The 19,637-nt window shown below is 68.6% G+C and carries 19 protein-coding genes; 10 read left to right on the forward strand and 9 right to left on the reverse strand.

From position 1 onward, the window contains the following. Position 1 precedes the first annotated feature (1 nt). The 4 genes from R2707_10405 to R2707_10420 all read left to right on the forward strand — a co-directional run bounded on the left by R2707_10405 (position 2) and on the right by R2707_10420 (position 4,349). Entirely contained in the window at positions 2–451 is a 450-nt protein-coding gene (locus R2707_10405; GenBank protein ID MEZ5245498.1) for a zinc ribbon domain-containing protein, read from the forward strand. Beyond that, a complete protein-coding gene (locus R2707_10410) occupies positions 448–1,617 on the forward strand; it encodes a hypothetical protein (protein MEZ5245499.1) in 1,170 nt (389 codons plus the stop codon). The genes R2707_10405 and R2707_10410 overlap by 4 nt, the downstream gene beginning before the upstream one ends. 3 nt (positions 1,618–1,620) lie before the next feature. Further along, a complete protein-coding gene (locus R2707_10415) occupies positions 1,621–2,919 on the forward strand; it encodes an amidohydrolase family protein (protein ID MEZ5245500.1) in 1,299 nt (432 codons plus the stop codon). A gap of 80 nt (positions 2,920–2,999) precedes the next feature. Next, complete coding sequence (locus R2707_10420) at positions 3,000–4,349, forward strand: ABC transporter substrate-binding protein (GenBank protein ID MEZ5245501.1); 1,350 nt, start codon at positions 3,000–3,002, stop codon at positions 4,347–4,349. 9 nt (positions 4,350–4,358) lie between these two features. Here the strand turns inward: R2707_10420 and thrH are convergent, their stop codons facing one another. The 3 genes from thrH to R2707_10435 are packed head-to-tail and all read right to left on the reverse strand — an operon-like array spanning position 4,359 to position 7,124. Next, positions 4,359–4,967 (reverse strand): bifunctional phosphoserine phosphatase/homoserine phosphotransferase ThrH, encoded by a 609-nt coding sequence (gene thrH, locus R2707_10425; protein ID MEZ5245502.1) that lies wholly within the window; start codon positions 4,965–4,967, stop codon positions 4,359–4,361. Further along, positions 4,964–5,929: an acyl-CoA dehydrogenase family protein gene (locus R2707_10430; protein MEZ5245503.1), complete on the reverse strand. Its 966-nt coding sequence runs from the start codon at positions 5,927–5,929 to the stop codon at positions 4,964–4,966. The genes thrH and R2707_10430 overlap by 4 nt, the downstream gene beginning before the upstream one ends. A gap of 1 nt (position 5,930) precedes the next feature. Further along, positions 5,931–7,124 (reverse strand): acyl-CoA dehydrogenase family protein, encoded by a 1,194-nt coding sequence (locus R2707_10435; protein MEZ5245504.1) that lies wholly within the window; start codon positions 7,122–7,124, stop codon positions 5,931–5,933. 86 nt (positions 7,125–7,210) lie between these two features. Here R2707_10435 and R2707_10440 point away from each other — a divergent pair, with 86 nt between their 5' ends. Both R2707_10440 and R2707_10445 read left to right on the forward strand, forming a co-directional pair. Then, positions 7,211–8,335 (forward strand): phosphotransferase family protein, encoded by a 1,125-nt coding sequence (locus R2707_10440; protein ID MEZ5245505.1) that lies wholly within the window; start codon positions 7,211–7,213, stop codon positions 8,333–8,335. After that, positions 8,335–9,492 (forward strand): hypothetical protein, encoded by a 1,158-nt coding sequence (locus tag R2707_10445; GenBank protein MEZ5245506.1) that lies wholly within the window; start codon positions 8,335–8,337, stop codon positions 9,490–9,492. Before R2707_10440 ends, R2707_10445 begins: the two co-directional genes overlap by 1 nt. Positions 9,493–9,522: 30 nt before the next feature. On the opposite strand, the gene R2707_10450 is transcribed toward R2707_10445, so the two are convergent. The 3 genes from R2707_10450 to R2707_10460 are packed head-to-tail and all read right to left on the reverse strand — an operon-like array spanning position 9,523 to position 12,349. Beyond that, a complete protein-coding gene (locus tag R2707_10450; protein ID MEZ5245507.1) occupies positions 9,523–10,935 on the reverse strand; it encodes an NADH:flavin oxidoreductase in 1,413 nt (470 codons plus the stop codon). Continuing rightward, positions 10,935–11,879 (reverse strand): dihydrodipicolinate synthase family protein, encoded by a 945-nt coding sequence (locus R2707_10455; protein MEZ5245508.1) that lies wholly within the window; start codon positions 11,877–11,879, stop codon positions 10,935–10,937. Before R2707_10455 ends, R2707_10450 begins: the two co-directional genes overlap by 1 nt. 23 nt (positions 11,880–11,902) lie before the next feature. Then, a complete protein-coding gene (locus R2707_10460) occupies positions 11,903–12,349 on the reverse strand; it encodes a nuclear transport factor 2 family protein (protein MEZ5245509.1) in 447 nt (148 codons plus the stop codon). A gap of 44 nt (positions 12,350–12,393) precedes the next feature. Here R2707_10460 and R2707_10465 point away from each other — a divergent pair, with 44 nt between their 5' ends. Both R2707_10465 and R2707_10470 read left to right on the forward strand, forming a co-directional pair. Further along, complete coding sequence (locus R2707_10465; GenBank protein MEZ5245510.1) at positions 12,394–13,722, forward strand: hypothetical protein; 1,329 nt, start codon at positions 12,394–12,396, stop codon at positions 13,720–13,722. After that, positions 13,719–14,528: an enoyl-CoA hydratase/isomerase family protein gene (locus R2707_10470; GenBank protein MEZ5245511.1), complete on the forward strand. Its 810-nt coding sequence runs from the start codon at positions 13,719–13,721 to the stop codon at positions 14,526–14,528. Before R2707_10465 ends, R2707_10470 begins: the two co-directional genes overlap by 4 nt. 20 nt (positions 14,529–14,548) lie before the next feature. Here R2707_10470 and R2707_10475 read toward each other — a convergent pair whose 3' ends face one another. Next, positions 14,549–15,316 (reverse strand): SDR family oxidoreductase, encoded by a 768-nt coding sequence (locus R2707_10475; GenBank protein ID MEZ5245512.1) that lies wholly within the window; start codon positions 15,314–15,316, stop codon positions 14,549–14,551. Positions 15,317–15,399: 83 nt separating this feature from the next. On the opposite strand from R2707_10475, the gene R2707_10480 reads away from it, so the two are divergent. Further along, the gene (locus R2707_10480; protein MEZ5245513.1) at positions 15,400–16,980 is read left to right on the forward strand and encodes a FadD3 family acyl-CoA ligase; all 1,581 of its coding nucleotides are present in this window, start codon (positions 15,400–15,402) and stop codon (positions 16,978–16,980) included. 67 nt (positions 16,981–17,047) lie between these two features. On the opposite strand, the gene R2707_10485 is transcribed toward R2707_10480, so the two are convergent. Then, positions 17,048–17,587 carry a carbonic anhydrase gene (locus R2707_10485; protein MEZ5245514.1) on the reverse strand — a complete coding sequence of 180 codons (540 nt, stop codon included), beginning with the start codon at positions 17,585–17,587 and terminating at the stop codon, positions 17,048–17,050. A 21-nt stretch (positions 17,588–17,608) separates the two neighbouring features. After that, the gene (locus tag R2707_10490) at positions 17,609–17,926 is read right to left on the reverse strand and encodes a winged helix-turn-helix domain-containing protein (GenBank protein ID MEZ5245515.1); all 318 of its coding nucleotides are present in this window, start codon (positions 17,924–17,926) and stop codon (positions 17,609–17,611) included. 70 nt (positions 17,927–17,996) lie between these two features. Between R2707_10490 and R2707_10495 the strand changes: the two genes are divergently transcribed. After that, on the forward strand, positions 17,997–19,634 hold the full coding sequence (locus R2707_10495) for a proton-conducting transporter membrane subunit (protein MEZ5245516.1): 1,638 nt from the start codon (positions 17,997–17,999) through the stop codon (positions 19,632–19,634). Positions 19,635–19,637: the final 3 nt, after the last annotated feature.

Genomic DNA, 19,637 nt, shown 5'->3' on the forward strand with positions numbered 1-19,637 from the left:
GGTGGACGAGAACTCCGAAGACGACCAGCAACTCATCGACAGGTTCGCCGGTCACGGGATCACCCGCGACAACGCCGAGCACTTCCGCGGTCGCCTTCACCGACGACTCCTCATGGCCCGCTGCGAAGACTGCGGACGGTGGCAGCACCCGACCCGGCCGATGTGCCCGTCGTGCTGGTCGTGGAACATGACGATGACCGAGGTCTCCGGACACGGCACCATCCACCTGCTCATGACGCTGCACCAGGGTCCCGCGGCCGATGGCGTCGACTACACCGAGGGTCACCCGGTGGTCACCGTCGAACTCGACGAGCAGCCGGCGCTGCGGTTCACGTCGACGGTCACGGCCGACTTCCCCGCTGCCGACCTCGCGATCGGCACGCCGGTGACGCTGGAATGGATCGAACGCGACGGCACACCGATGCCCGTGTTCGGGAAGGCCGACCGATGACCAGCCGCAACCCGATGAAAGACCAGGTCGCGATCGTCGGTCTGGGCTCGACCGGCTTCTCGCGTGAGGGTGGCGAGTCGTCGCTCGCCATGGCGCTGCGCGCCGCGACCGAGGCGATCGCCGACGCCGGACTGACCGCGTCCGACATCGACGGCGTCGTCGCCACGAACGAGCCGGGAGCCGACGGCCCCGAGACCATCGCCGCCGCGCTCGGCATCGCCGAGGCGACCCACCACACCAAGCCGACACCGGTCGCCATGTTCTCCCTCCTCGACGCGGCCCGGGCGGTCTTCACCGGTGCCGCCGACCACGTCCTGGTCGTGACACCGGTCGTGATGGGGCCGTGGAACTCACGACGCGCCGCCGCCGATCCATGGCGACGGGGAACCCGATCCGGGATCCTTCCGGTCCCCGAGGACGCCACGAAGGCCGCGGCCTACGCGGCATGGGCCAGCCGCTACATCCACGAGTACGGCGCGACGAAGGACCCCTTCGCCCGTGTCGCGATCAACTCGCGGACCAATGCCGCCGCCAACCCGCTCGCCGCCAGCACCACACCGCTCTCGTTCGGCGCCTACGACGCCGCGCGCATGATCCGCGACCCGCTCAACATCTACGACATGGACCTTCCCGTCGACGGCGCCGATGCCTTCGTCCTCACGACCGCCGAACGGGCCCGGGCCCTCCCCCACCATCCGGTGCTCATCCATGCGGCCACGTCGGGCATCGTCGGCAAGAACGACGAGGACCAGCTCGCCGGGCTGCACCGCACCGGCCAGCACGTCGTCGTCGAGCAGCTGCGACGCACCTCCGACATCTGGATCGACGACATCGATCTCTTCTACCCCTACGAGGGGTTCACGATCATCACGCTGGCCTGGTTCGAGAACTGCGGCTTCTGCCCTCCCGGAGGCGCCGAGGTGTTCCTGCGCGAACACTGGAACGACGACGCCCAGCGCATCGAGATCGACGGCCGGATCCCGGTCAACACCCATGGCGGCTCGCTGTCGGAGGGCGCGACCCGCGGCACCGGCCACATCCGCGAGGCCGTCCACCAGCTCCGGGGCACGGCCGGCAGCCGCCAGGTGGACGGCGCCGCATCGGCGCTCGTCACCCCCGGCGGCTTCTTCTTCAACCCGCAGGGCGCAGTGCTCAGGAGGGCATGAATCATGACGATCCCAGCCGACGACCTCATCCTGATCAGCGTGGATGACCACATCTGCGAGCCGCCAGGAATGTTCACCGCGCACGTGCCGGAACGGTTCCGCGATCGGGCCCCCCGGGTCGACACCGATCCGAACGGGTTCCAGCAGTGGTGGTACGGCGACGCCATGGGACGCAACCTCGGCCTCAACGCCGTCGCCGGCAAGCCACCGGAGATGTTCAACGTCAACCCCAGCACCTACGACGAGATGCGGCCGGGCTGCTACGACGTCGACGAGCGGGTCCGCGACATGTCGGCGGGCGGCCAACTCGCCGGTCTCAACTTCCCGAACTGGCCCGGATTCGCCGGTCAGGTGCTGAGCGAGGGCCCCGACCGCGAGGTCAACCTCGTGATGATCCAGGCCTACAACGACTGGCACGTCGACGAGTGGTGCGGCGCCCACCCCGACCGCTTCATCCCGTGCGGCATCGTGCCGCTGTGGGACGCCCGGCTCGCCGCCGCCGAGGTGCGTCGACTCGCGGCCAAGGGGGTACGGGCGATCACGTTCTCCGAGAACCCCGCCGCGCTCGGTGTGCCGTCGCTGCACTCCGGATTCTGGGACCCGCTCTTCGGTGCGTGCAGCGATGAGGGCGTGGTGCTGTGCTGCCACATCGGGTCGTCGTCGAAAGGGATGAACACCTCGATCGACGCACCACAGTCGGTCCCCATGACGCTGTCGCCGGTGAGCACGATGTACACGCTCGTCGATCTCCTGTGGGCCGACCTCTGGCACCGGTTTCCCGAGCTGAAGTTCGCGCTCAGCGAGGGCGACATCGGGTGGATCCCCTACCTGCTGCAGCGAGCCGACCACGTCCAACGCCGTCACCACGGGTGGACGGAGCACACGTTCCCCGAGGGCATGAGCACCCCGTCCGATGTCTTTCGTCGCCACATGCTCTGCTGTTTCATCGACGACCCGGTGGGGGTCGGGCTGCTCGACCGGCTCAACATCGACAACCTCATGTGGGAGTCCGATTACCCGCACAGCGACAGCTCGTGGCCCCACGCGCCGGAGAGTCTCGCCGAACAGTTCACGGCCGTCGACGACGAGATCGTCGAGAAGATCACCCATCGGAACGCGATGGCGCACTTCGCCTTCGACCCGTTCTCCATCCGTCCACGCGACCAGTGCACGGCCGCGGCGTTGCGGGCCGAAGCGGCCGATGTGGACACGGTCACCCATGTCGGACGCGCCCCCGACGAGTCCGACCGCGAGTTCTTCCGCGAACTGTCGACCCGAGCCCTGCGCGGGAAGAAGAAGTAGCGCACGGAACCCACAACCATGTTCCGGTCACCGGGACGGCCGGGTCGCGACCCGAACGGATTCTGGACTACAACCTCACGATGCGTCGCCTCACCGCCCTCATCGCCGTCCTGCTCTCGTTCGCACTCCTCGCCGCCGCCTGTGGCGACGACGACACCGCGACCGACGACGACGGCGGGTCCACCACGACCGCGGCAGCGTCGGAAACCGACGATGCCGAGCCGGTCGACGGCACCATCCCCGAGGGCGACGGCACCGACACCACGCCCGATGTCGAACTCACGGGGTCGGAGCGCGGCATCACCGAGGAGACGGTTCGCATCGGCCTCGCCATCCCCGACACGACCCAGTTCTCCAACACCGGCGACCAGATCGCCCGCTACCGGGTCGTGGTCGACGAGATCAACCGCAACGGCGGTGTGATCGGACGCCAGATCGAACTGGTCGTCACCGAGTGGGGTCTGACCGACACGACCGGCTTCGATGCCGCCTGCGTACAGCTGACCGAGGACGAGGAAGTGTTCGCCGTCGTCACGCGTACACCGTCGGGATTCGGCGACATGACGTGCCTCACCGATCTCGGCAACACCATCACGGTGAACGGCCTCGATCTCGCTGCCGTCGAGGTCGAGCGGTCCGGCGGGAAGCTGTTCAGCGTGCTCTCCGATGCCTACGCCGCCCTCTCCGGTGGCATCGCGAACCTCAGCGACGAACTCGCCGACGCGAAGATCGCCATCACGGCGGGCGACGAGGCCGGCGGCGAGGACCGGGCCGGCGAACTCGAGCAGGTGCTCGGTGATCTCGGGCTCGATGTCGTGGCGACGACGGTCAGCTCGGTCGCCTACAGCGACGACCCCGCGGCTGCGCTCACCGAGCAGGATCGCTTCGCCGAGATCTGGAACAGCTCCGGAGCCACGCACGTCATCGGCGTCGGCAACGCCGTGATCGGCGCCGCCTATGCGATCGACAACCAGGACCTCGAGAACGACATGGTCCTCATCACGTCGAACCTGGGAATCCGGACTCTCAACAGCCTCGGCGCCGACCTGTCGGTGCTCCAGATGATCGGCGTGGCCGCCCCCGATCCGGGCACCGTCGCCGAGCAGGGCCTCCACGGAATGCCGGAGTGCATCTCGTTGATCGAGGAGCAGCTCGGCGAGACCGTCATCTTCTTCCCCGAGGAGGAGGAGCTCAGCGCGCTGTCGTCGACCTGGATGGCATGCGCCTCGTTCGACTTCCTCACCGCTGCGCTCGAGGCGATCGGCCCGAACCCCACCCAGGATGACTTCCTCGCGCTGACCGACGCGGGCTTCTCCTTCGAGATGACCGGCTCGGCGACCGCGTCGGTTTCGGCCGGCAAGGCCTACATGAACGACGACCCCGGCACGATCTACGACTGGAACGGCACGGAGTTCACCCCGCGCGGCTGACCACCCCGGTCAGTCGATCGAGGCGATCCAGGCGAGCGCGTCGCCGTAGTTCCGGGCGACGGGCATCTCGGGGTACTGCTCCGGGAGGCCGTCGGGCGGATGGATGAAGCTCGCCGCGTCGGCGGCGAGCAGCATGCCCAGGTCGTTGTGCGAGTCGCCCATCGCGGTGACGTGGTAGTTGAGGCTCTGGTACGACCGGACCGCACGCGTCTTCGGGTCGGCGACCCGAGGCGCGAACGCGACGATGCGATCGTCGACGACGGTGAGCCGATGGCACAGGAGGTGCGGCCGACCGAGCTGTTCCATGAAGGGCTCGGCGAACTGCTCGAAGGTGTCGGACAGGAGCACCACCTGGTGGCGAGCGCGCAGCTCGTCGAGGAACTCCCTGGCGCCGTCGAGCACGCCCAGGCCGCGGATCACGTCCTGGATGAGCGACAACGAGATCCCGTGCTGCTCGAGGATGTCGATGCGATAGTCCATCAGCGCCTGATAGTTCGGCTCGTCGCGAGTGGTCCGGCGCAGTGCGTCGACGCCGGTGCGTTCGGCGACCGCGATCCAGATCTCGGGAGTGACCACGCCCTCCATGTCGAGGGTGATCATCCGCTGGAGGGCGGTCACGAAACGAGTCCGGCAGCGAGGTCCTCCGCGAGCTCGCCACCATCGCCGAACGCGAGATCGTGTGCCCACGCCCGCTTGAGGAACAGATGGGCGTCGACCTCCCACGTGTAGCCCATGCCGCCGTGGACCTGCACGCAATCCTTCCCACACGCAGCAGCCGACTTCGACGCGAGGATCTTGGCCACCGACACCACCCGTTCGGGCGACTCGACGCCTCGTCCGTCGAGCGTCACACCGGCCGCGTAGACCGCGGCTCGCAGCACCTCGACCCTGGTGATCATGTCGGCACAGCGGTGCTTGACCGCCTGGAACGCACCGATGGGGCGGCCGAACTGTTCGCGCTCCTTGGCGTAGGCCACGGCGAGCTCGGTGGCACCGATCGAAATGCCGAGCTGTAGCGCGGCCGTCAACAGCGCACCGCGGAGCCGCCACTCGGCCGCCGCATCGTCGTCGCCGATCTGCTCGCCTTGCGGGAGTGCATCGACGCGGCGAATCGGCGTCAGGGGATCGAGCGGTTGGTGGGCATCGGTACCGCCGAGCGCCGCCGCGGGCACCGACCAGAGGCCCTGCTCGTCGCTGATGACGACGACATCGGACCAGACGACGTGTTCGATGTTGACGGGTCCTGCGGTCCGCTCGACCGTGGTGACGACGGTGGCCCCCTCGGCGGCTCCGTCGATGATCCCCGCGGCGAGCGTGGTGGCGACCAGAGGCCCGGGCACGAGTGCCCGGCCGAGCTTCTCGAACACCACTGCGGCCTCGGCCCAGCCGAGCCCCACACCACCGTCGGCCTCGGGAAGACACAGCGAGAAGACGCCGGTCTCGGCGAGTTCGGCCCAGCGCCCGCGATCGAGACCATCGGTCTCCATCGCCCGCACGGCTTCGATGTCGAAGCGGCCGGCGCACAGCGCGCCCACGCCTTCGGCCAGGGCTTCCTGGTCCTCGGAGAGTTCGAAATCCATGTCAGCGATCTCCTCTCGGCAGGCCGAGCAGCCGTTCGCCGACGATGTTGCGTTGGATCTCCGAGGTGCCGGCGGCGATCGTGAGGGTCAGGGTGTAGAGCCGCTGGCCGACATGATCGAGTTCGCTGAGATCCAGCGAATCGCCGATGGCGAGCCCGGCCCGGCCGAGGATCTGTTCGGCGAGATCGGCCATGCGCTTGCGCACGTCGGCGTAGGCGAGCTTGAACACCGAACCGCCGGGGCCGACCATTCCGGTGCGTTGCGCCTGGCTCACGTTGCGCTTGGTGAGCGACCAGAGCGCGTCGAGCTCGGCATCGAGCTGCCCGAGTTCACGACGGATGCCCATGTCGTCCCATGCGGTGCCCGATCGGCGGGTCACCTTCTGGGCGACCTTGGCCAGATCGGCCAGAAGTCGCTGCGACGAGATCACCTCGCTGATGAACGCGGTCCCTCGCTCGAACGAGAAGGTGACGTTGGTGACGCGCCACCCGTCGTTCTCGTCGCCCACACGGTTCACCTTGGGGATGCGGACCTCGTCGAGGAACATCTCGGCGAACTCGCCCGAGCCGAGCGCGGTGTCGATCGGGCGGATCTCGATGCCGGGCAGGTCCATCGGCATGATCACCCAGGTGATCCCCTTGTGCTTCGGGGCCTCGGCGTCGGTCCGCACGAGCAGTTCGCAGTAGTCGGCCACCTGGGCGAACGAGGTCCAGATCTTCTGACCGGTGACGACATAGTCGTCGCCGTCGTCGATGGCCCTGGTCGACAAGGAGGCGAGATCGGAGCCGGATCCCGGCTCGGAGAAGCCCTGGCACCAGACGTGCTCGCCCTTGAGGATCGGAGCCAGGTGGGTGGTCCGCTGCGCATCCGATGCCTCGGCGATCAGCGTGGGGCCGGCGTGGAGCTGCCCGACGAAGTTGACGCCCACATAGGGAGCACCGGCCCGTTCGGTCTCCTCGAGGAAGATCAGGTGCTCGGTCGGGGTGCTCCCCCGGCCGCCGAACTCGGCCGGCCAGTGGATGCCGGCATAGCCGGCGTCGTGGAGCATCCGCTGCCAGTCGGTGTCGTAGGCCCGGCGTGCCACCAGGTCGGTGTGGTCCGCGGGCAGTGGCGGAACGTCGGGGAGAACGTCGGAGAGCCACCCTCGCAGCTCGTCGCGAAAGTGCTCTTCTGCCTCGGTGTAGCGCAAGTCCATCGGGCGCCGATGGTAGGCGCGGGAATCGACCGGCACTCAGCCGGAGCACTTCGTTCCTTCGGGGTGTGCGGGCTAACTTCGCCGCCATGTCCGAGCACGATTCCGCAGACAAGTACGCCGCCGACGAACTCACCCGCTCGAGCCGCGATCGGGCCGAGCTGCAGACCCGGGTCCGCGCGTGGCTCGACGAGAAGGTCGACGCCACGGTCGAGGTCGGGGAGGTGACCAGCCCCGAGGGCAGCGGGATGTCGAGCGAGACCCTGCTGTTCGACGCGACCTGGGACGGGACGACCCATGCGCTCGTCGCCCGGGTCGAGCCCGACACCGCCGACGTCCCCGTCTTCCCCACCTACGACCTCGAGCTGCAGTACCGGGTGATGGAGCTGGTCGGCGACCGCAGCGACGTCCCCGTCCCTCGCACCCGTTGGTACGAGTCCGACCCGACGCCGCTGGGCGCACCGTTCTTCGTGATGGACCGCATGACCGGGCGGGTACCCGCCGACATCCCCCCGTACCTCATGGACGGGTGGCTGTCGGCCGCCACACCGGCCGAGCAACGCGCCCTCCAGGACGCCAGCGTGAAGATCCTCGCCGATCTCCACGGCATCTCGATCGAAGGCCTCGACACCGCCTTTCTCGACACACCGGCCGCCGGCCCGACGCCGCTCGCCCGCCACGTCGAGAACCAGCGGGCCTACTACGAGTGGTCCCGCAACGGACGCACACATCCGATCGTCGAGCGCGCCTTCGAATGGCTCGATGCGAACTGGCCGGCCGACGAGGGGCCGACCGTGATCAGCTGGGGCGACAGCCGCATCGGCAACATCATGTATGCCGCCGACGGCTTCGAGCCCGTCGCCGCCTTCGACTGGGAGATGGCCGCGCTCGCGCCACAGGAGATGGACCTGGCGTGGATGATGTTCATGCACACGTTCTTCCAGGAGATCGCCAACGTGCTGGAGATCCCCGGCATGCCCGACTTCCTGCGGCGTGACGACGTGATCGAAACCTACGAGTCGCTCTCCGGGCGCAAGGTGCAGAACCTCGAGTGGTTCGAGGTCTACGCCGCGCTGCGGCACGCCATGATCATGGCAAGAGTCACCGAACGTACGGTGCACTTCGGCCAGGCGGAGTGGCCCGACGACCTCGACTCGGTGATCCCCCACCGCCACGTGCTCGAACAGATGCTCGACGGAAGCTGGTGGAGCTGATGCCGAATCCGATCGGTCCGATCCTCCCCGAGGACGAGGGCTTCACCCACCAGATTCCCGAGACGTTCGCCCAGGTCGGGTCGAGCGATCCGTCGTGGACCGAGAAGGTCTGTGCGATGGCCATGGCCCGCGACGGCAGCCTGCAGATCGGCTTCGGTCTCGGCAAGTACACCAATCGCAACGTGATGGACGGCTATGGCGCCGTGAGTCGCGGGGTCGAACAGTTCACCGTCCGGGCGAGCCGCCGGCTCGAACCCGCACCCACGACCACCGCGATGGGGCCCCTGTCGTACGAGGTGATCGAACCGCTCCGACAGGTCCGGTTCCGGCTCGAGGCGAACGACACCCAACCGATCGCCTTCGACTGGCTTTTCGAGGCCGTGCTCCCACCGTTCGAGGAGGAGCGCTCGTTCCACCGCCGCGCCTATCGCACGGCGACCGATCTCGTCCGCTATCACCAGACCGGCGTGTGTTCCGGTTGGATCGAGGTCGACGGTGTGCGCACCGAGATGTCACCCGACTCGTGGGTCAGCACCCGCGACCACTCCTGGGGGGTGCGCTACGACGTCGGCACCCCGCCCACCGACACCGAGCCCGGCACGGGCATCCCCGCCGGCGTCGGCTTCCAGATGATCTGGTGCCCGGTGCTGATGCAACGCGCGGACGGCTCGCACTTCGCCCTGCACCTGCACTACACGTGGCATGCGGTCGGCGATCATGGTCAGAAGATGGTGACCGCCCAGGTCGAGCACCCCGACGGGTCGAGCGACCAGATCGTCGACATCGTCCCCCACCTGCGGTTCGACCCGGACAATCGTCGCCTCCTCGGTGGAACGCTCGACTGCCGCATGGCCGACGGATCCGAACGTCCGCTCACCATCGAGGTGATGGGCGACACGGGCGTGCAGCTCGGGGCCGGCCTCTACTTCGGGCTCGATGGCCACCACCACGGCGAATGGCGCGGCGAGCACCATGTCGATGGGGAGTACATCGCCGACTGCAGTACCCCCGAGATGGCGCGCCGCCTGCACCAGATCCGCGACACGACCGTGCGGGTGATCGACCCGGTCGGCGGCGCCGAGGGCTGGGGCAACTGTCAGCCCATCGCCTCCGGTCCGTGGCCCGAACTCGGGCTGGCCGACGAGAGTTGGATGTAGCCGACCTCGCCGTGCGGGCCGGCATGGCCGTCAGCGGAGCCGGGCCTTGGCTTCCTTCTTGAACGCGGCGAGCTGCACGCGTTCCTCGCGCTCGTTGTAGAAGTCGTCGAGCGGGTAGCAACCCGAGACGAGACCACCGCGCGGCGCCGTGGTGCAGTCGGAGAAGGTCCGGCACAGGAGTCGTCGATCGAGCTCGCGCCCGGCCAGGACGTCGGCGGGCATGTGGGGATACGACAGGACCATGCGGCCGAGCCCCACCGAGTCGGCGACGCCGTTCGCCACCATGGCCTGGCCGACGTTGGGCAGCCATTCCTGCAGGTACGAGAGACCGGCGCCGACGATGCGCATCTCGGCGTGGTGGTTGGTGACCTCGGCCGTCGCCGCGATGAGTCGGGCAACACCGACCAGAGGGTCCTCGGGAGGCTGGTAGCCGTCGGAGGGTGGGAAGTAGGCCGGCCGCTGTGCGTGGGGGACGTAGTACGGGCTCCCGGCCGTCGCGCACACGAGGCCGACGCCCATCATGTGGAGGGCATCGAGCAGCGCGTGGGTCTGGGTGAGGTCGTAGCCGTGCCCGGTGCCGTCGCCGCCGAACGCGTAGGGATAGTCGCCCTCGATCTCCGGCACCCCGGTACCGCCCGCACCGGCGACATGGGGCACCAGGTCGAAGATCGACAGCCGTATCGCAACCCCCAGTCCTGGCGCCGCATCACGGATCCCTTCGATGACGGAGCGGACGAATTGGGTCCGCCCGACGAGGTCGCCGCCGTAGCGGCCGGGCCGGTCGTAGGCGGTGAGGAACTCGTGGCCGAGATACCCGTGGCAGGCCTTGACGTCGACGAAGTCGAAACCCGCCTGCTCCGCCAGCACGGCACGATCGACGAACTGGGCGACCATCTCGTCGATCTCGTCGTCGGTGAGGAGGTTCGCGTCGTCGGCCCCCACCCGCGGGTCGAGCAGCGGGTGACGGTAGAGCGTCCGGGGCGCGGGACCGTCGGCGTTCGGACGGGCGTAGCGGCCCGAGTGGGTCAGCTGGAGCACCGACACCTGACGCGGATCGAGCATCGATCGCAACGCGGCGATGTCGTCGACCGTGGTCTCGTCGAGGACAAGCTGGCGGGGGTTGGCCTTGCCATCGGGACGCACCGCCGTGGCTTCGCCCCAGACGAGACCCGCACCGCTCGTGGCGAACCGACCCCACCGGCGCCGGACCAGGTCCGACGGGCGACCGTCGGGTTCGGCGTCCCACCCCTCCATGGGGAGGACCGTCCAACGGTTCGGGGCGAACGTCGTGCCCGCGGAGCCGTCGGTGATGGTCATCGGCGCGGCCAGCACGCCGGCCGGATCGACCTCGTCGTCGAGCGGGATCTCCACGCCGAGCGACGCGACATGATCCCGGAACGCCGCCGCGTCGGTGAGCCGCTTCACCTGCGTGTAGCGCGCCATCAGAGCACCCCCAGGCGTTCGCCGATGTCGCGCAGGACCTCACGGTCGGCGCTCGGACGGCGCGGCGCGCCGGCCGGGACGTTGTCGGATTCCGCCCATCCCCGCAGCTCGAGGAACGTCGCCGCGTTGTGCCGGTACCCGGGGACCGGCGGACGGAACGTGAAGTGTCCGAGATACTGGAGCAGGTCGTTGAGCTCGTAGAAGCCGGCATCGCCCTCGTGCCACAGCCGGTCGCGTTCGGCGAACAGCTCGGGGGCGAAGGTCGACAGCCCCAACAGGTAGTCGGAGCCGTACATCACCATGTCGATCCCGAGGTCGTTGCCGGTCAGGACCATGAAGTCGGGGCGTACCTCGTCGCGCAACGCCAACCGCTGCCATTCGAGGTCCCGGCTGAGCGACGAGTGTTTGGCCCCGACACATTGCGGGATGTCGAGCAGCGCCCGATACGTGTCGAGCGAGAAGATGCGGCCGTAGGGGACGAACATCGGGCCCAGCTCGAAGCCGAGGAACCGGTCGAGCTCGGCACCGATCGCCGCGAGCGCGTCGATCCACTCGTCCTCGGTCCCCTCGTTGAGACCGTGACTCGGGAACACCACCGGGGTCCCACCGCGGCTCGCGATGTCGGTCGCCGCCGAGATGTAGGCCGCGAGGTCCAGGGGGTCTCCGGGAGAGTCCCCGACGAAGGCCCCCGCCGCGAAGTTCCCACCGGTGACCTGCCGGGCGAGGTCGAGCACCCGCAGCTTCGTCTCGTGATCGAGCAGTTGCACGTACCCGGTGTCCATGTTGACCCCGGGCACGAGACCGGCTTCGTGGGTGCGGGCGATGTGCGCCTCCGTCGCGGCCCAGTCGATCTCGCCGTTGCGGGTGTGGGGCAGCAGCACTGCGGACATTCCGGTGATCCGGCGCCGCGGCACGATCAGCGAGGGGACGTCGAGGTCTGGCACGACTCGAAGCTAGTCGGCGGGTCCTAGGACCCCGACGACTGATCGCCCCAACCGCCGGGCACGACACCGTCGGTGGTGACCTTCCGCTCGGCGAACAACCAGCGGCCGTCGACGCAGCGGTACCGGTCGATGTAGCGGCCCCAGTGGTCGAGGCCCCGGTCGGTCAGCACCTGGTAGTAGCAGCGGCTGGAGGCGGTGTGGGGTGACTCGACGTCGATCTGCAGCGTCGCCGTGAAGTGGCGGATGAACCGGGCCCGGGCCGCGTCACCGTCACCCGTCTTGGCCGCGGCGGTGGCGAACATCGCCGCGATCGCGCCGCGGCCGTGGTGCGACCCCGACGGGATGTGCATCACCGCCTCGGGCGTGAACAGCTCCATCATCGGTGCGAACCGGCCGGCGTCACCATTGGCGTTGTAGCGGGCCACCAGATCACGGATCTGCTCGCGGGCGTCGAGTTCCCAGTGCTCCATGCGCCATTCCCTACCACGCAACCGCACCCACTAGCGTCGCCATCATGACCGTCGTCGACGACTACTCCGGCCCCTTCGACCCCGATTGGACCGTCGCCTCTCTGTCGCGGGGGGCGCTGGCCCGACTCTGCCGGGAGTACCAGATGCTGTCGATGTTCCACGACCGGTCATGGATGCCGCACATCGCCGTGGTCGGCGGTGAAGCCGCGACCGTGACCATGGCCGACGGCGAGTGGATGGGGGCGAGCCCGATCTACACCCGCCGCAACCTGGCCAATGTCGGGGCCGCGGGAGAGACGGTCGCGTCGATCTTCAAGGGCATCCAGCTCGACATCGGTGGGCCCGATCACTATCTCGACTTCCGCTTCGAGGTTCTCTCCGACGACGAGGGGATCTTCTGGACGGAGTTCTGTGGCCCCCACGACCATCTGCGGCGGCTGTCCGGCAACGACCCGGCCACCGTGCAACTGATGTGCCACGACATGGAGGACCGGACCTTCGATGCCACGTTCGGCGCCACCAACCCGAAGGCCCGCTGCGAACCGATCTTCCGGCCGCCACGGCCCGACGAGTTCACCGGTCACCACTGCCGCTGGCGTCTCTCCATCGACCACGAGGCCACCGGCGCCCTCCCGCCGAACCCGAGCCTCGCTTTCATGGAGACGACGAAGGCCGCGGCCTTCCCGTTCATCCTCGGCGAGTCGGCCGAGCCCGGAGGCCTCGACGACTACTCGGGTCCACTGCTCGAATGGTTCCGGCTCGAGGAGTTCTCCCATGCCTTTCTGGTCCGCCAGGCCAAGGAGTACGCGCTCGACAATCATCTCCTGATGCGGGCCGGCTTCTGGACGGCGGCCGAGAACTGGGGCGACGACTTCCTCGAGCAGACGATCCCCGAGCATCGGGCCGGTTTCGCCCCCGGCCTCACCGAGCGACTCACCCGGGCCCTGCGGATCGAGGGTGACGACCTCGAAGCGATCGCCAAGGTGCTCCAGGTCGACCCCGTCCACGTCCCGGAATACACCGACATCCGTGTCCGGCTCCACGACGACGCGGTGGTGGTGGAACTCCACGACTGCACGGCGCTCCACGACGACCCCCGCAGCCCGCTGATGCCGCTGTTCGCCACGCCCGACCGGCCCGGGTTCGAGCACATGGCCCAGGCGGTCAACCCGCGGGCCCGGGTGCGCCACCTCGGGCCGAACGGGGATGCCGTCCACGCCTGGGAGATCGTCGTCGATCCCGATGCCGAACCCGTCGACCCCCACCCCCTGGCCGACATGGTCAACCTGCACGAGATCACGACCTTCGACCTGACGGCTCGCCCCGAGACCCCGGTCGAACTGTCGAGCAAGGCGGCGGGGACCGCTTCATGAAGCCGTATCCCGCGCCGGTCGAGGGGGTCGACGTCACCCACGACGGCGGCATCGTCCGCGTGCTGCTGAACCGACCCGAGCGCCGCAACGCGCTCACCGACGAGATCGTGCAGGCGCTCATCTCGACCATCGAGGCCGCCGGATCCGACGACGATGCCCGGGTGATCCACCTCTGCGGCGCGGGCGATCACTTCTGTTCCGGGTTCGATCTGACCGGGCGCTCGAAACCCGACACGCCACCCCGAACCGGCGAGACCCAACGTCGCATGCGCTGGCAGGTCAACGAATTGATCCCGGCGATGCTCGAGACACAGATCCCGATCGTCGTCGCCGCCCGCGGGGCGGCGATGGGACTCGGGCTCGGACTCGTGCTCGCCGCCGACTTCGCGGTCGTGGCCGACGACGCCCGCCTGTCGGCGCCGATGGTGCGCTCCGGCTTCACCCCCGACAGCGGCATCTCGTGGCTCGCCCCGCGCCTCATCGGCATCGCCCGGGCCAAGGAGCTCCTCATGCTGGGGCGGGAGGTGAGCGGCACCACCGCGGCCGAGTGGGGCATGGTCCACGCCTCGGCGCCCACCTCGAACGTCGGCGAGGTCGCGGCTGCCCTGGCGGCCGAGTTGGCCGGGAGCGCAACGGTCGCCGTCGGCCTCGCCAAGGCGCTCGTGCAGCGCTCCCTGACCGCGGATCTCGACCGGCACCTGGCCGACGAGGCCATGGCCATCGAGCTGTCCAGTCGGTCCGCCGACTTCAAGGAGGCGAGCCGGGCCCGCCGCGACCAGCGCGACCCCGACTTCACCGGCCGCTGATCAGGCGCCGCGCCGACGCGTCAGCGTGGCGCGAACCGTTGACCGGCGTCGAGGCGGATGCAGCCGCCGTTGAGCATCGGGTTCTCGATGATGGCGACCGCGAGGCGGGCGTACTCCTGCGGCTTGCCGAGGCGCTTCGGGAACGCGGCGTCCTTGGTCAGCGCGTCGGCGAACTCGTCGGGAATCCCCTTCGTGATACCGGTGGCGAAGAGGCTGGGCGCGATCGCGTTGACCCGGATCCCGAGCGATCCGAGATCGCGGGCCATGGTGAGGCACATGCCGGCGATACCGGCCTTGGCGGCGGTGTAGGCGACCTGCCCGATCTGGCCTTCGAATGCGGCGATCGATGCCGTGTTGATCATCACCCCGCGCTCGCCGTCGTCGTTGGGCTCGTTGTCGCTCATCATCGCGGCGGCCAGGCGGTTGAGGTTGAACGAGGAGACGAGGTTGAGATCGACCACCCAGCGGAACTCGTCGAGCGGGTGCGGCCCGTCCTTGGAGAGCGTGCGCTTCGCCACACCGCCGCCCGCCGTGTTGACGACCGCGTCGAGACCCCCGAGGGCTGCGGCCGCCGCCTTCAGGACCTCCTCGGTTCCTTCGAAGTCGGTGACATCGCACGGATGGAAGGTGGTCCCGCCCCCGATCTCGGCGGCGACGGCTTCACCGTCGGACGACGCGAGGTCGAGGATCGCCACGGTTCCCCCGCCGGCCACGATGGCCTCCGCTGTGGCTCGTGCCATCCCTGATGCCCCGCCGACGACGATGGCCCGTAGTCCCTTGATCTGCATGTTCTTCCCCTTGGATACGACGGTCGAATCATTGCACGGTCGCCTTTCTCGACACGAACGGGAGGGCACTAGGGTCGGCCACCATGAGCAGCGCACCCTGGGCCACCATTCCCGAACTGATCGACGACGCGGCGGCCCGGTTCGGCGACAACGAGGCGATGGTCGACGGCGACGTCCGCTGGAACTTCGTCGAGTTCCGCGACGAGATCCGCCGGGCGGCCCGAGCGCTGATGGCGAGCGGCATCGACAAGGGCGACCGGGTGGCCGTGTGGGCGCCCAACATCTGGGAATGGGCGGTCGCCGCGCTCGGTGTCCATGTCGCCGGTGGTGTGGTCGTGCCGGTCAACACCCGCTGGAAGGGCCGGGAGGCCGAGTACGTCCTCGGCAACAGCGCCGCGAAGATGCTCTTCACCGTCACCGACTTCCTCGACATCGACTATGTGGCCGAGCTGCGCGGGGCGACGATCCCCGACTCGCTCAACGAGATCGTCGTGATGCGAGGCACCGTGCCGGAGGGCACGACGTCGTTCGCCGATTTCATCGCCCGTGCCGACCAGGTGAGCGAGGACGAGCGAGCCGCCCGCACGGCGACGGTCACCGGCGACGACCTCTGCCACATCATGTTCACGTCGGGCACCACCGGCGACCCGAAGGGCGCCATGCTCGTCCACTCGGCGATCTGCCGGTCCTACCTGTCGTGGGCGAGCACGATCGGCATGGATCAGGACCGCTACCTGATCATCAATCCCTTCTTCCATTCCTTCGGACTCAATGCCGGCATCCTCGCCTGCCTGATGACGGGGTCGACGATCATCCCCCATCCGGTCTTCGACGTGCCCTCCGTCATGAAGCGCATCCCCGAGGAGCGCATCTCGATGCTGCCGGGGCCACCGGCGATCTACCAGACCATCCTCAACACCGAGGATCTCGACCAGTGGGACATGTCGTCGCTACGGCTCGCCGTCACCGGCGCCGCCGCGATTCCCGTCGAGATGATCATCCAGATGCGGGAGCGGCTCGGCTTCGAGAAGATCGTCACCGGCTACGGCCTGACCGAGTCGTCGGGCATGGCCACGATGTGCCGCCACGACGACGACCCCGAGATCATCGCCAAGACCAGCGGCCGCGCCATCGACGACGTCGAGGTGGAGATCCACGACCCCGAGGGCCGCGACGTTCCCCGGGGCGAGCCCGGCGAGATCGTGGTGCGGGGCTACAACGTGATGAAGGGCTATCTCGACGACCCCGAGAAGACGGCCGAGACGATCGATGCCGAGGGATGGCTCCACACGGGCGACATCGGGACCATGGACGACGCCGGCAACATCGCCATCACCGACCGCGTGAAGGACATGTTCATCAACGGCGGGTTCAACGCCTACCCGGCGGAGATCGAGAACCTGATGATGCGCCATCCCGGAGTCGGACAGGTCGCGGTGGTCGGTGTTCCCGACCAGCGACTCGGCGAGGTCGGCTACGCCTTCGTCGTGCCGGCACCGGGTGCGGCGCAGGATGCTGCCGAGTTGATCTCGTGGTGCCGCGCGGAGATGGCCAACTACAAGTGCCCCCGCCACGTCGAGTACGTCACCGAGCTCCCCCTCAACGCCAGCGGCAAGGTCCTCAAGTACGAACTCCGCGACCGCGCCACCGCCTCCCTCCCCTGACCCATACCTTCTGGGGTCAGACACCCTTACCTTCTCGGGGCCGGCGTCGTCGCCGGCGCGTCACGGACTACTCCGGGAGGACCTCGTCGAGCGTTCCCGTCTCCACGTCGTAGACGAACCCGCGGATGTGGTCCTTGTGCGGGATGAACGGTGACAGCTCCAGTCGCCGCATCGACTGGCGTGTGTCGGCGTAGGGATCGACGAACGACTCGAGCGCCCAGGGCGGCCGGACCCCGAGCTCGGCCTGCATCTCGTCGTTGAAGCCTGCTTCGGTCACCTTCTGCAGACCGCAGTCGGTGTGGTGCACGAGAATGATCTCCTGGGTGCCCATCGACCGCTGCGAGAGCGCCAGCGAACGGATCACGTCGTCGGTGACGACGCCACCGGCGTTGCGGATGATGTGAGCGTCGCCACGGTCGAGCCCGAGGATGCCGAAGATCGGCATGCGGGAGTCCATACACGCCACGATCGCAACATGGCGTCTCGGGCTGACGGGAAGGCCACTCGGCTCGAATCTCGCCGCCCAGTCTCGATTGTTCGACACGAACTCGGTAGCGCTCGGCGCGAAACCATTCGGGACAGCGGGATTCTCGGCGGACGATGTCACATCCTGTGGTCTAGCCGATCATCACTCCGACGACGACGTTCCCCGCGGCGTCATCACCGACAGCAGATCGCCGATCACGTGCCCCTGCTCGACTCGATGCCGCATGGGGCTCTCTCCGTCGATCGCATAGTGGTTCCGGCGGCCGACTCTCGTCGGCATCAGACAGCCGGCCGCCCGCAGATCGTTGACGATCCCCTGGACCGCCCGCTCCGTGATTCCCACCTCTTCCGCGAGATCGCGCAGCCGCATCTGTGGATCGCGGGCCAGGCAGATCAGCACGTGCGTGTGGTTCGTGAGGAACGTCCAGTTCCGCTCATCCGGCTCCCGCTGGACTGCCATGAAGGGAGAATAGCGCAGAATCTCAGATAATCATTGCATGAACTATATTTCATGTTTATGATATCGCCTTATGGAATACGTTCTTCTGCTTGTGCCTTTCCTGCCGCTGGCCGGCGCGCTGATCACGTTCTCGCTGCGCTCGCCGGGCAGCGGCGACGGGCACGTGGCCCAGGCGTTCGTTGCAGCGGCCGCCGTTGCGGCTGCCGTAGTGGTCATTGCGACATTCGACGCACCGCAGGAGCTCGTTCACGAGGGCGACGACGGCCGAGCGACGATCGGTCTGGTCGCCGATCGGGGCGAGGCGATTCTCGCGCTGCTCACCACCGCGGTGAGCACGGTCGTCATCTCGTTCGCCCGTCGTGCGCTCGACGGCGACCCCCGACGGAACCGCTTCCTCGTACTGGCATCACTCCTCACCGCGAGCACCTCCACGGTGGCGCTGTCGGCGACCGGCACCGGCATTGCCGTCGGCTGGATCGCGACCGGTGCAGTGCTCGCCGCTCTGGTCGGCCACCGCCGCGATTGGGCACCGGCCCGGATGGCCATGCAGCGCACTCGACGGGCGTTCGCCGTCGGCGATGTCGCCATCGGCGCGGCGATCGTCGTCTCGATCCTCGCCGTCGGCGATCTCGATCTCCGGACCGTCGCCGCCGACGCCGGAGCGCTCGCAGCCGACGAGGTCGGTGCGGGCACCACGGCCCTCGACATCGTCGCGGTCTTGGTGGTGATCGCCGGGGTGGCCCGGTCCGCCCTCGTCCCACTGCACCGCTGGCTCCCGAGCACCATCGCCGCACCCACGCCCGTGTCCGCCCTCCTCCACGCCGGCGTCGTCAACGGCATCGGCGTGCTGATGATCCGTCTCGCTCCTGTCGTCGGAGTTTCCACACCGGCGATGGCCCTCGCCTTCGGCGCCGGCATCGTCACCGCCGTGCTCGCGACCGCCGTCATGTTGGTGCGGGCCGACGCGAAGGGTGCGCTCGCCTGGTCCACGGCCGGCCAGATGGGGTTCATGACGGTGCAGTTGGCAGTGGGTGCATTCGCCGCAGCGCTGTTCCATCTCGTCGGCCATGCCATGTACAAGGCGGCGCTCTTCCTGGGTGCCGGCGACACCGTCTCGGCCCGCGGCCGTCTTCGCCACCTCCCCCACGCCGAATCCACACTGAACCGGACCCGCCGACTCACGATCGCCGCCACGGCGTCGGTCTCGTCGATCGGGGCCGCCTTCCTGGTGTTCGACCCGCACGTCACGACGGCGGCCGCGATCCTGGTGTTGACGTTCGGCACCCTCACGACCGGCAACGCGGTCAACGGGTGGCTGCGCGCGGCACCCTCGACGGCGGGTTCACTGGTCATCGGGATCGGCGCCGGCGCGGCGGCGGCATTCGCCTACGTGGGTGGGCTCAGCCTCTTCGAGATCCACGTCGCCGACACCGTCCCCTACGAAGTCGACGGCGCAGTCGGCCCGGGGGTCCTCGTCGCCACCCTCGCCGTGATCGCACTCGGCGCCGTCACGATCACCTGGCTCCCCGGCCCGAGCGGCTCGCAGATGCGGCGCCGGGCCTACGTCACCCTCCACGGCCTGACCGGGCCGCGCCTTGCGCGCCGGCCGGCGGCCACGACGATCGAGCCCCGCCGCAGCCGATCCGATGTCCTCCGTCCGACCAACCAACCCCACCTCCGCCCCACCGGCCGGATCCTCGCCCGATAGGAG

Source organism: Acidimicrobiales bacterium (genome assembly GCA_041394245.1).
In the GTDB taxonomy this organism is placed as follows: Bacteria; Actinomycetota; Acidimicrobiia; order Acidimicrobiales; family Aldehydirespiratoraceae; genus JAJRXC01.